The organism is Paenibacillus sp. FSL M7-0802 (assembly GCF_038004945.1).
GTDB lineage: Bacteria > Bacillota > Bacilli > Paenibacillales > Paenibacillaceae > Paenibacillus > Paenibacillus polymyxa_B.
Genome location: NZ_JBBOSD010000001.1, coordinates 3,381,398 through 3,394,759, shown reverse-complemented (window position 1 = coordinate 3,394,759; position 13,362 = coordinate 3,381,398). Strand labels below are relative to the sequence as shown.

Sequence of the window (13,362 nt, the reverse complement as noted above, 5' to 3'; positions counted from 1 at the left end):
ATCATCCTAACTGTATCGATTATTAAATAGAGAATAGTTTATAAAATAATTGGCAGGCAGCGTGCACATTTTCAACTTCGAAAAGGGATGCGTCCAAGACTAACGAACCGCTTTTTTGAACTCCTCGATAATATTCCTTTCCTGTCTCATTTAGGTAAAATTTTCCTTTAAAGTCGGCATTCTCAGAATAGGTTTCTTTGAACCATTTTGTGAACTCTTCGTCTTCAAGAGTTGCTGCCGAAACTTCGTATTCAATAAGTCTTTCTTTAAAACTAGGATCTGTTGCCGATAGAGAATCAACACATGAAGAATATGCCAATTTCCAATCCAACCGTTGTAAATTAAACTTTGGACTTATCTTTTTGTGGCATATTTTAGCGAATTGATTAAACAATAACCATTTATCAGAGAACCCTAGAAGAGGAAACACTTTTGTATTATAAATCCTATTGGTAGCAAATTGTTTGTTTTTTTCCTTATAATCTTTTATTGCATCGCTAGACTGAAGCATTTTTGTGGTTTGGAAACCAGTGCTATTGGAGGACATCCCAGCAATTGTTATCGGGTGCTGAATATAAAGCAATTGATCGTTTAACGCATAGTTTATTAATCCCATATAAATGTCTTGTGAATCTCCATCAAGAAATTTTCCAGTCTTCTCTATTAATCTTTGCAAATAACTTCGTCGAAACCCAGAATTAATGTAGAACATTGGAAGCAAGTACATGGATATATCCAAATCTAGGGTAGCTTGAAGATAAGCATTACTATCAATGTATCCATACCTAACATCATCCGCCCTATAGGAAGTAGTCGGAATAAATAACTGATCTTCTCTGCCCCGATCTCCACCAGGCCAAAAATATAACAGTCGATCCCACATGATTACCTCTTCATCTGGAAACTCTTTTAGTATCTTTCGCAATGTGGCCAATCCGCTCTGTAACACAGCGTCATCTGATCCAATTGAGAATATAAATTCCCCCTGAGCTTGACAATATGCATATTCGAAATTTTCTTTAAGTTGCAATTCTCGCTCAGGACGGAAGTACTTGATACGCGGATCATTCAATCTCTGAACAAGTTGCAGCGTATCATCGTTACCCGGCGAACTGTTATCACTAATAACAATCTCAAAATCGTCGCCTTGATCGTAAAGGCATGTTTTCAGCGTATATTCTAATGTTTCTGAATTGTTCCGAGTTGGAACCACAATGCTGATTAGTAAAGAAGAGGCTACCCAATCTTTAGAAACATTAACATTATAGAGCCTGTTTAAAGTATTGTAGAAGTCCCCAAATAATCCGTAAGATAATACACCTACCATTTTATGGTCATATGGAGAGAAAATGATTTCAAACCGATTACCTATGCCATCAACACTGTCAGCATCCTCAATACTATCTAGTACTTGGGAACGACAAATAACATCACAATGCCGATTAAGACTAAATTCATCCGTTATTTTCTGAATAACATACGGAGTAGTATCCAACTTATTAGTTTCGGATTGAAGTATTACTGGTCGAATGAGATGAATTCCATCTTTATTCTCTATATTATCGAAGACAACTCTCATAACATCACTTATTTCGGGAAACCCCTGGACATTAACTTCAACTGATTCAACAAGGTAAAAAATTCGGTTCCCCCACTTACCCAAGATGAAAATCAACAACAAAAATGTCATATCTTCCTCAAATGGCTTTTCAGTAATAAAAATAAAATCTCGGTTTTCAGCTGATCTGAAACTGTTGAATACAACATAAAGTTTCGAAATCCGCTTCATCTTATCCTCAATTATTTTCACTCTTTCATTAGTGTCTTTTGAGGAGTTTATTGCAAAACGACAATATGCAGCAAAGCAAAGTGCACTTTCAACAAAAAGCTCACAATCAAAATAAACACAACCCAAATTGTAGTATAGTTCCCCACACTCTTGATGCTTGGATATACCATCTATCAAGGCATCTTCCGCCTCTTTCGGCTGTCCCATAGCTAAGAATAGTATAGCTTTGGCATTAATAAATTCTGGGTCAGAGAACATCCCTTCATCAAGAGAACTCATAATTTCTAATGCGTCCCCTAAATTTCCAGCCTCTATAAACCCTTTCATTTTCGCCACAGCATTTTCTGAATCCATCATTTTAGCTCCATCCAATCTAAGATTAGGAGATACATACTATTATTATAAAAATTTAAATAGTATCCAGTACTTGTCATATATTACCCCGCCACATGCTACTACAGTTACTATCGGCATTAATCATTACAATTTTTACTACATATCAGATTTGCAAAACAAGTGAAACTGTCCCTTCGGCTGAGATGTATCTGGAAATCCTGAAAACAACCCAAAAGCCAGAGTTCTTTAATAATACATCCATAACCCATGACCTACATTAATCTTCATTTTATAAGTTGATGACATAGCTTAACAGACTTTTCATCCAAAACCGTAGATATTTGCAATATTTTGTATTTTAAAACATCAAAATCACTCGCGTTTGATTTTTTCCAGTAATGCTCGATGCTATTGAACCACTGCAAATATAATTCAATTGTATTGTGTCTGATAGCTAATTTTGTAGATAAGAGTCCATGACTAATAACAGTCCATATGTTCCAGTGAATAACTCTTGTAAGATACACACTAAATAGTTCATTTCTTTTTTCGTAATTTTGTATTTTTGTACTGAATACAAATTTAAGTCTCTCTAGCACTTCAATGAGGTACTTCATATTTTTCACTGGATCTTTATATACTGACTGAGATAGGGACTCCGTCTCTAAATCTCTTATTCTGTAATTATAAACTGCACCAGGTAAGTTATATATCCTATCAGCAGATAACAGAGCACTTAATGTAAATACATGATCCTCACAATAGTTTAAGTCCTCCCCATATCTAATTTGCTCTAAAATTTCTCTTTTGTATAGCTTGCCGCAGCTATAAACCGAACAAAGCAACTGAGGTTGATCATAGATGGATTTGTATCCTTCTTCTAACAAATCAGGGAATTGATTAAAAATATTCGAAACACTCTCACTCTTACTATCAAATCGTTTATATATACCTGTAATAATATCGACTTTTTTCTCTTGAGCGGCTTGGTACATTATCTCTAATGTGTTATTAGAGATAGTATCGTCGGAATCTAAAAAGAAAATATACTGCCCTTTTGACTGTTCTAAGCCTAGATTTCTGGCAGCTGACACACCTCTGTTATATTCCTGCCTTACCAACGTAAACTGAGGATATTGTTGTTCATAACTCTCAGCTATTGTATAAGTTTTGTCGGTGGAGCAATCATCAATTAACAAGATTTCAATATTTCTAAACATTGTCTGATTCATCAAGGATTCTAGTGTATATTCCAAAAACTCTTCTGCATTATACATTGGTACAATAACCGTTATTAGAATATCTGATGTTTGCATTATATCCCCCGTTCTTAAAATCTACTCCTGTTTTAATGTAGTAATTTTATCTCGTAAATTCCTAACCTGCTCGTTCTCTTGTTCTACATTTCCTAAAGCATTAAGCGATTTCTCCCAATCTCCTAATGTATAATACAGTGATGCGATAAGATAATTGGTGTAATCTTTGTCTTCGTTAAACAACAATGAAAGATTTAATAGATGGATGGTAGCCTCATAATGGCCTTGTTCAAAGAAGTAATTGACAAAAATAGCAGTCGTATTAGATTTATCAAATACGTTGTTCTGAATAACATCTCCAACCTCTTCAATTGTAATAGTACTTGTAAAAAGCTTTGTTATCTCCTGAAGAGCTTCACTTCTTTGAACATTGTGTTCTACTCTTAAAATTAAGAATTTTAACCATTTGTGCCTATCGGCCTTTAGTGATACGATTTCTTGAAGTTCCTCAATCCAACCCTTAATCTGCTCATTCTTCTCCTGAATTCTTTCGAGCCAATATAGTGCTTTTTCATCATCCCCAGCGCCATAATATACGGTCCCCAGGTTAAGAAGGGTAGTTGGATCTTCTGGAGCAAGCTCGTGAGCCCTAGACAATAGTGGGAATACTTGCTTCATCCCGTTCCGCTCATAATATGAGATTGCAAGATAATTCAACAACGGAACAATAGGTCCATCATACGTATTAATTGCCTTCAAGATTGTGCTTGAGGAACTTTGCAATATCTCTTCAACAAGCTCTTCATCTGGGCTTTGAAATAACCGATTGAATCGCTCATGTAGAATTGCAGAATCAGGCGCTTTCTTCGCCGAAATCAGGAAGCGGCGTACCTCAATATGTTTTGACAATTCCCCTGAACTGATGCGTTTTAAGCCATTTATAAAAGCCTGTTCTTCAGGAGGTGTTTGATCTTTGACAACTTCAGTAGTGCTTATTTCAAAACCTGCACTATCTAACAGCACAGTAAGACTATCAACACTCCAGTCAGTGAGTTGATGCTGCCCAAGCTCTACACCGTTCATCAGGCTGGCTATAGTCGAGTAATGATAAACGTTTGGAAGATTCACAAGCAGTCCGCCGCTTGGTTTCAACAAACGATGGCAATGCTCTAATGTTTCCTGTATATTGCAGGTTGTGTTCAGGAAAATGTAATCGAAAGACTCTTGCTCAGATTTATAGTCTTGCAGTGTACTTGATATAGTGATTGAATCAGGGAACATTCCTTGACTTATCTCTCTCGCTGTCGAGTTCAATTCCACTCCATGTATCTCTGCTTCAGGAAGAGAGTGATACAAGCTAAGCAATGTTCCTCCATAACCGCATTCAACTACCAGAATGCGAACAACGCCGGAAACGTCAACTGGCAAAACAGCTCTGAATTCCGGAATAGATTGCACTTCTTGTGCGCTAATGCCCCATTTTGCTTTAAATGTTCTGCTGGAATGCGGTTCGCTGTTTTTCTCAACTCTATAATGATGAACAAATACATTAGTACAAACCATTAATCTGTAGTTTGCTTGTGCAATTCTCAGACAGTAATCCACAGTCAACTCATGACCTTGAAGCTGCTCATGAAACGGACCAATGGAGCTTATAACATCCTTTTTTAAAAACAGGCAGAATCCTGCTAATGTAAGCTGCTGCTTCAAACCGAAGCTCCGATTACAGTTACGTCCGAATTGGAGCATACCTTCCTTGGAGTCATAGGTAACCTCTAAGGCTTGATCACCTGCAGCATGATTGGACATAGGTCCTACACCTGCTATATCATCATTCTGGTATAAGGATGGGATCATATAATCCAACCAATATTCCGTCACCAGTGTGTCACTATGTAATAGCAAAACACTATTGCCAGAGGCTATCTCAATACCTCTGTTCCATGCTTGGCCTTCGGTTAAGAGACTATCGTGAAACAAAGTGATGATATCAGTCTGATCTGCGAGCCACTCTTTTATCTTGAAAGAACCTCCATGCTCGACGACAATTAGTTCATAGGTTCCTCGTTCGGTAAATTTGCGTATATTATCTATTGAAGCAGCTAGATAATCTTGATCATAGGGTGCTGCGTTAAGTATTACACTAGTCTTTTGCATGGAGGACTCCTTCATACTCGTTAATATCTTAATCATCGGTTTTTCTTTGCTTTTTCGACATAATTTCGACAAAATACTCTTTTAGATACATCATGGTTTAATTATTCGGTAGCGTCAAGAAATTTGTGTAACTATCTTTAAGGGATTGTAGGATATCCGATGGGAATGAATAGTTTTTTAAGGGACAGAGCCCCCCTGCTCCCCCCTATCATATTCAGTTTTTCCTGCCGTCGGTTCTATTGTTATATATCTTTGGCTGAGAGATACTTTTCTTGGTGAATTCGCAATCCCAAGGTTGCCTACTTTTTGTCAGTTACTAGACTCCCCGTTCCTTTCACATACTATTTCACGCCATCTAAACTCCTAAACTCTCTCAATCGTGCTATAGAAGGCTCATAACCATAAGCTGATGCCTTCATATATTGCACTCTAGCTTTTGCCAAATTACCTATGACTTCATAGAACACGCCTAGATTATGGTGAGCTGCAAAACTTCCAGTGCCCAGTACACTTCCTTCATTCCCTGTCTCCCCAATTTCCAACGCTTTCTTATAAAATTGCTCTATTGAAGAGATTAATCCGCTATACTCCTCGGGACTACTTAAAATAAGCTCAAGAAGATACAAAGCAGATACAAAATAAAAATCCGCATTATTGGACAAAAAATCCTGATGGTTCTGAACTAATGGCAGTCCCTCTTCCAAATGACCTGTTGCAATCATGGCATACAAAAGATTAACAATAATGTTAGGGGCATATCCCTCAACCCCGGTCATGGACATATAGGCTCGCTTTAGATGAATAAGGGCTTGATGATGATCCTCTAATCCACGATATTCTTTAGCAATGTGGAAATGATAATAAGGATCATTCGGATTTTCTTCGATAGCTAATTTTAAGATAGGTATATTTCGGTCACTTTTTGTCTGTTGAAAATAACCATCATGTTGGATTTCTATTTCCAGTTGTATTCGCGGAAGATTAGATTCAATTTGCTCATGAATTTTCCCCTTATACCTGCAATGAGCAGGGAATATCCTTGATATGTATATTTGTTCATAATTAACTCCATCTGTCCCCATAAACTTGTCAGTTCTTTTTACTTTTCCTATTAAAAGTTGATTTTGATTAATAAAGTTCTGAATGACTTCATGGCAATCATTAGCTATATATTCGTCGGCATCTAATATTAAATTCCAGTCTCCCGAGGAATGTTCCAGGGCAAAATTCCTTGCATCTGCAAAGTCATTCTTCCATACATAGTCTATAATTCTAGCGTCGAATTCTTGAGCGATATGTTTAGTATTGTCCATAGACCCAGTATCAACAATAACAATTTCATTCACATATTTCACTGCGCTCTCCAAACAACGTTTTAAAGTTCTAGCCTCATTTTTGACAATCATGACTAAAGAAATAGTAGGTTTCATATGTGATCCTCTTTAACTTTATAATGTAAAAACCAAATTTGCTCGTATAAACTTATTATCGGTTTTCACTTCATATCTTAAGAGTCTTCTTAACAAATATGTAGAATGAATGTTTTTCCAATATATAATAGCTTTATGCGCACCACTTTCTAACCGATAAATAATATAAAGGTCTAAAAATCGCCATAAGAAGGGACCCAATATTTATATGGATAAAATTAAAATTACTATGTTTCACCTGTCATCCTCAGGTTCTAATAACTATTATCTTTATCATGCCGCTACAAAAGAACTGCTTGCCAAATATGAAATTGAACTTTTAACAGATAGACAGGCATTATATAACCGATATATTGACCATAGTGACGTGTATATTACAACACATGGTGAGTATTCTTCAAATTACGATAAGATCAACATAGACATGTGGCATGGATTTCCACTAAAGGGTATGGCTAAAATGGACAAACAAGAAGAAATTTCAGACACACATATTCATGAGCATTGGGCCAAAATGGACATGATTATGTCCTACTCTTCTCTCTATAATACAGCCATGAACGCTTGTAATGGAGGGAACATCAGCCAATATCGAATCACGGGACTACCTAGAAATGACGCCTTGTTCTCCCCCCACTCTAAAAAAAATTTAGAAAATCTTTTCCCTAAAATCAATATGGACACAGGTTCTGTCATATTTTTCATGCCGACATTTCGCAAATCCTTTGTGACTCCTGATAAACTCGAAGGGGGGAAAAATTTCAGTAATATTTTTGGTTTTTCTGAGATGCATCAACAAAATTTTATAGAGTTTTTAGAAGAAAACGATATAACACTTGTTGTAAAGCTGCATCCTTTTGAGGAAAAATATTTTACAGAAGAATTAAATGCTCTGTCATCTGAGCATATCATTATTTTGAATGACAACCTGCTATCACAAAATGGTATGGACCTCTATGATATTCTAGGCTCTGCCGATATACTCATTACTGATTATTCTTCTGTCTATATTGATTATCTCTTGCTGGAGCGTCCGATTTTGTTCTTACCAACCGATTTGGAGGAATACAAAGGAAATCGAGGTTTCCTATTTGAACCTTACGATTTTTGGACTCCAGGGCCAAAAGCAACTACCCAGCATGAATTACAGGATACTATAAGTCGTTTCCTGGTCGAACCAGACTGGTACAAGCAAGAAAGAAGCACCATCTTGACATTGTGCCACAAATACCAAGATCATCATTCGGCATCACGTATATGGGAGCTCGTTGATCAATATATTGAGGAGCATCGTGAGGTCATTCAACAAAACAGAGAAATCTTTTATAAACATAAACAGTTACAGAGTCAAATTAAAGCCAAAATTAACGAAATGATTGAACTTGGAGAAATTGCACAAGCCAATCAAGCTATACAGCAGTATCTCGAAGACAATGCTGCAGACTCAGAAATCTATGCGATGAATGGTATGCTCCACTTGTTAAATAACAACCCACAAGAGGCAATAGAAACTTTCGAGATAGGACATCGGGCGTTTCCATGGGACGAGGATCTGATTTATAATATGGGATATGTATATGAGTGGATAGGAGATAAGACTTCTGCTCTAATTCATTATCAAAAGGCATTAGATCAAAGTACTCAACCCAAGTTGACTTCATTACTTCTTGAGAAACTTTCGACACTATCTTCTGGTTCATAAAGGGGGGGTAACCTTGAAAAAAGTAATCACATATGGAACGTTCGATCTACTTCACTATGGTCACATTCTTTTATTTCAAAGAGCCCGCGCCCTTGGTGATCACCTCACTGTAGCCCTTTCTACAGATGAATTTAATACAATTAAAGGAAAGGCAGCTTATTTTCCTTATCACAAACGAAAAATGATGCTTGAAGCTATCAAGTATGTAGATGCTGTTATCCCGGAACACTGTTGGGAGCAAAAAGCATCTGATATTTCAAACCTTCATATCCATACTTTTGTAATGGGCGATGATTGGAAGGGAAAATTTGATGATTTAAAAGCTTATTGCGAAGTTATTTATTTAGCACGTACACCCGATATTTCTACGACTTCAATCAAAGACAGTCTGCAAAACTCCATTTAGTATCAGTTCACTCTTTAAACAGACAGCGCGTACCTATGAAGAATAGGTACGCGCTGTCTGTTTAATTTCTTAATTTATGAATTCTCTAACAAAAGAAATGCTCGAAAAGTCAGGAAATTCTGAGATAAATTTATCAATATACAACTTCTTCTCGTGCTGTCCTGCGCTACGAATCAAGAAGTAGTACAGATGTCTAGCTTTAGGTTGCAATTCTACAAGCTCTTCAAGAAATTCTTTGGCTTCATCATAATGACCATGATTGAGATGATAAAAAGCCAAATTTTCCAAGCTTGTGGCATCTAATTGTCGTTCCACTAATAGGACTGAGTAATAGTTCATAGCCATTTCAATCAAATTTAAACCATAAAAATAATTAGCCAACATATTGATAAGCTCTGCGCTTTTTACAGCCTGTACAAAGTTATCAAAAAGTTCATAATTCTTTATGAGAAAGAGCTGTTTGGCTACCAAAAATAACGAGCCCGAATATTCTATTAGCATTTGTGAATCATCAATTTGCTCTCCCTTAATAATCTGAGAAATCAATACATTCACACTCTGGATATCTTCATCCTCACCAAAATAGTTACTATTTAGGAATCTAATATCACTCCATATTAAGGAACCAAGTACAGTTTGTATCCATAATTGTTGCTTATCTCCCTCAGTTACCTTTTTCACAGCAGAGCAGGCTTCTTCCCAGCTTTCTTTATTCTGCTTCATCACAGCGATTCGTATGTGATCTGAATTGGTTAGGGAGTCATCGTCTTTCAAAAAACTAAGATAGTACGATGCCATTTGGTCCTGTCCTAATGCCAGCGAAACTTTGTAGATTAGTGTAATATCTGATTTTTTTTCTACATTGAAGTGCTGATTAAGAAATTCAATGATGGTGTTCTCACTTTCATTTTGACAAAGCCATTCGATTAAACGCAATAGAACCCTAGGATGTTTATTATTTTTATTCAAAAGTATGGAAAGCCAGTAGATTGCCTGCTGATTATCATTTAAACGGAAATATAAAGATATCAACTGCTGAACTGGGGTTTCAAAACTATACATTGGATCCACCAACCAAAACTCTTTTTGGTTAGCAGCTCTTTCTTCAGCTATACTTATCGCCTTTAAATAACAGGAGATCGCTTGTTCAAAAAAACCTAAGGTTTCATAATGGATTCCTTTAATTGCATAGTACTCCGAATAGTCCTCGAATAAGGATAACTTATCTTCAGTCCATTTCCACGATAAATGGAGCCTATCCTGTTTATAATACAAACTTATAAGCCCAATTAAACAATGCGGATACCAAGCTACTTTAGAACTAGTTCCTTTAAGAGCACGCTCGTAGCAATCCGTAGCTTCAACTTCATTTTTAGCGTAACGATATTGGTTTCCCAATGTAAACCAGTCATATTCACTCATGTTTTGGTGCTTCTTCATTTCATTAAAAATGGACATATTACGTTCATGTTTATTCTTTTCAACAACTCGTTGTTCCTGATAGCCTGTATGATATATATTTAATTCCAACTTTTTATGAAATAACTCTTTTGATGAGCCCCTAGTCAACTGCTCGTGGATCGGCCTTTCAAAAAATATGCCTTTATAATTAGGAAACAACCGTGTTACGGGGGAGGTCGTTATTTCATCCTGAAACTCTTTTTCCCCCGTAAAATTGATAATAGGCAGCGTATATGCCAAATTTTCCACAGGTATCTCTCTATCAAGAAAATGATTCCATTCATTATAGTCATCTAACGACAGATATTCATCCGCGTCCATCACTAAAATCCATTTCCCAGTGGCATGCCGGATGGATTCATTCCGTGCTGCAGCAAAATCATTGGACCATTTATAATCAAAGATTAGATGAGTATATTCTTGTGCAACCTTTTTTGTTCTGTCTGTAGAGCCTGTATCGACGATGACAATCTCATCAGCAATAGACTTTATACTATCTAAACAACGTGCCAGCAAGACCTCTTCATCCTTAACAATCATACATACACTAAGTCTCTTCATTACTCTACCAACCTTATTTGTTAATTCTTACGATCAAAAAACAAGCTGTCCGGCGTATAACTTGCATTGTATGCTGATTTCTGTTCTTGAATAGTCCCTTGCTTAAGAAGCCATTGGCTTGCTTCTACTTTCAGTCGGTTCATTTTCTTTAGAATACCTGCATCAAACTTGCCTAATTCCCTTAACTTTTCTTTTTCTTCCTGGGTAAGAACATTTTTGAACTTCATAATATTCTCAATCAATCTTTCTCTTTTATCAGTAAAAGCAACCAACTCTTCATATTGTACCTGATCAATTTTATCCACTATTTCTAAAACACTAGATTCTAATTCTTGTATTTCGCGATGAATAGTGTTCATTAAGCCTGCTCCATGCCAAGATTAAGTGATTTACCAGCTTCTTCCCAAGCCCCTCTTAACTCTAACAAATAAGACAAAACTTCGTTGGCTGGCGCCTTATCCTTCTTTAAATTGGCGTTAATCAATCGGTGTAGCATGTATTCATACACCTGAAAAAGTGTCTTAGCAATTTGATAATCATAGTTAAGAGCAGCAATCAGTTCATTAATAACAGCTTGTGCTTTACACAAATTTATATTTGATTTTTCGTAATTCGATTCCTCAATACCAGATATCCCCATACGCACAAAACGAATAGCACCATCATAAAGCATCAATAGTAGTTGAGCCGGAGAAGCCGTTTGCAATTGAGTTTGTTGATATTTTTGATAAGGTGAATTAATCAAAGCTTGATCTCTCCTTTAAATAAGAATTAATTCATTAAGATAACATACTTGAAAGACTTGACGAGGTACTATTGTATTTATTCATGGCCGTCTCCATAGCTGTGAACTGTTGATAATAGCGATTTTCAATCATCGTCAATCTGTCTTGTAAGGCATCAATTCGCTTTTCATAAGCTGTTAATTGATCGCCCATTTCACTTTTTGGTTGAAACGCAGCAGACAGATCGCTGCTAATTTTGGATGTTCCCGCTTTATCTGCCAAGCTTTGCAGAGATACTTGATCCGTTTTCTTTAACCGACTGAAAATGCCGTCTGTTGACGTATAATTTTTGGTAGAAGACGCATCAACTTGTCCAAATAATGCGGTCACTTTATCTGGCGTAGTTTCAAGAGCTGTGCGTAGCTTTTTCTCATCCACATACAGCTTCCCTTTCTCACTATATCCACCAGTTGTAATACCAAACTGAGCTAAATTCACCTTTTCTCCGTTTGGAAGAATCACATCTGATATGATCGCCGATCTCATATCACTAATTGTTTTATCTACAATGGAATCATTTTTTAACATTCCGCTTTGGGCTTTACTTTCCCAGAGCTTCACTTCATCATCGCTCATATCTTTCTTTTGATCTGTGGTTAACGGTAAAAATTTACGATACCGCTCTTCACTTGTCTTTTGATTAAGTGTAGACAAAGTATCATTATAGGCCTCCACAAAAGACTTAATCGTATTCACAAGCGTGTCAACATCCTGTGAAACCTCAATTTGTGTCGACTGGCCTGTCGGAGTAGTCCCATTCAAACTGATCTCGACACCATTAACTGTGAAACGGTTTGATGTCTGCTCTGTTGCTAGTCCGTTAATTTCAACAACTGCATTTTTACCTTTCACTACGTTAGCCGACTTCAAACCAAAGCTTTGTTCAAGCAGTTCTCCTCCTAATATAATGTCTTTATTTCCAGTTTCTTTGTTGGTCAAGGAAATTTTCCCCGAGGAAGCATCATATACAGCTGTAACTCCCGCTTTTGTACTTTTATTAATTTTGGACACCAACGAATCAATAGTGTCATCAGATGTAAAACTTATGGTATCAGACCCAACGATAATACTGGTCTCTGCACCCGTGTATATATCTGATAACTTTGTTGAACCTGGAGTGGCACTTACCGTCCCTCCAGAAGATACAACATTAGATGCAGATGCTAAATTTGTTACCTTAACATTTAATACAGAGTTTGCAGATGCACCTGTAGCTGTTGCAGTTAGAACATTAGAAGCACCTGTAACAGTAGCTTTCTTTGAATCAATAGCGCTGCTTAAGCTGAAATTTGTTAATTTTTCATTAAAACTCACTAACTTTGTGCTTACTTGACGATATCCGTCACGCTTCCACTCTGTCTGTTGCTTTTGCTGATTCAACTTATTTAATGGAATATTTTCTGTAGTCATTAACTTTTTGACCATTGAATCAATATCCATACCAGAAGCCAAGCCGCCAATTCTTAATGTCATACTAAT

The 13,362-nt window shown here is 36.6% G+C and carries 10 protein-coding genes; 2 read left to right on the top strand and 8 right to left on the bottom strand.

The features are described from left to right. Positions 1–22: 22 nt before the first annotated feature. The 4 genes from MHB54_RS15770 to MHB54_RS15755 all read right to left on the bottom strand — a co-directional run bounded on the left by MHB54_RS15770 (position 23) and on the right by MHB54_RS15755 (position 6,968). Positions 23–2,146 (bottom strand): glycosyltransferase, encoded by a 2,124-nt coding sequence (locus MHB54_RS15770; RefSeq protein WP_080751660.1) that lies wholly within the window; start codon positions 2,144–2,146, stop codon positions 23–25. A 263-nt stretch (positions 2,147–2,409) separates the two neighbouring features. After that, positions 2,410–3,441 (bottom strand): glycosyltransferase family 2 protein, encoded by a 1,032-nt coding sequence (locus MHB54_RS15765; protein ID WP_023990659.1) that lies wholly within the window; start codon positions 3,439–3,441, stop codon positions 2,410–2,412. A 21-nt stretch (positions 3,442–3,462) separates the two neighbouring features. Continuing rightward, positions 3,463–5,538 carry a methyltransferase domain-containing protein gene (locus MHB54_RS15760; protein ID WP_023990660.1) on the bottom strand — a complete coding sequence of 692 codons (2,076 nt, stop codon included), beginning with the start codon at positions 5,536–5,538 and terminating at the stop codon, positions 3,463–3,465. 341 nt (positions 5,539–5,879) lie between these two features. Beyond that, on the bottom strand, positions 5,880–6,968 hold the full coding sequence (locus MHB54_RS15755) for a glycosyltransferase family 2 protein (protein ID WP_048481516.1): 1,089 nt from the start codon (positions 6,966–6,968) through the stop codon (positions 5,880–5,882). 208 nt (positions 6,969–7,176) lie between these two features. On the opposite strand from MHB54_RS15755, the gene MHB54_RS15750 reads away from it, so the two are divergent. Further along, positions 7,177–8,670 (top strand): CDP-glycerol glycerophosphotransferase family protein, encoded by a 1,494-nt coding sequence (locus MHB54_RS15750; protein ID WP_023990662.1) that lies wholly within the window; start codon positions 7,177–7,179, stop codon positions 8,668–8,670. 13 nt (positions 8,671–8,683) lie between these two features. Beyond that, positions 8,684–9,076 carry a glycerol-3-phosphate cytidylyltransferase gene (gene tagD / locus MHB54_RS15745; RefSeq protein ID WP_023990663.1) on the top strand — a complete coding sequence of 131 codons (393 nt, stop codon included), beginning with the start codon at positions 8,684–8,686 and terminating at the stop codon, positions 9,074–9,076. 69 nt (positions 9,077–9,145) lie between these two features. Here tagD and MHB54_RS15740 read toward each other — a convergent pair whose 3' ends face one another. Genes MHB54_RS15740 through fliD form a run of 4 tightly spaced genes read right to left on the bottom strand, consistent with a single transcriptional unit; the run spans position 9,146 to position 13,356 of the window. After that, on the bottom strand, positions 9,146–11,098 hold the full coding sequence (locus MHB54_RS15740) for a glycosyltransferase (protein ID WP_023990664.1): 1,953 nt from the start codon (positions 11,096–11,098) through the stop codon (positions 9,146–9,148). Between the two features lie 20 nt (positions 11,099–11,118). Continuing rightward, a complete protein-coding gene (locus MHB54_RS15735) occupies positions 11,119–11,457 on the bottom strand; it encodes a hypothetical protein (RefSeq protein ID WP_023990665.1) in 339 nt (112 codons plus the stop codon). Next, entirely contained in the window at positions 11,457–11,843 is a 387-nt protein-coding gene (fliS, locus tag MHB54_RS15730) for a flagellar export chaperone FliS (RefSeq protein WP_023990666.1), read from the bottom strand. Before fliS ends, MHB54_RS15735 begins: the two co-directional genes overlap by 1 nt. Positions 11,844–11,877: 34 nt before the next feature. Continuing rightward, positions 11,878–13,356 carry a flagellar filament capping protein FliD gene (gene fliD / locus MHB54_RS15725; RefSeq protein WP_023990667.1) on the bottom strand — a complete coding sequence of 493 codons (1,479 nt, stop codon included), beginning with the start codon at positions 13,354–13,356 and terminating at the stop codon, positions 11,878–11,880. Between the last annotated feature and the right edge of the window lie 6 nt (positions 13,357–13,362).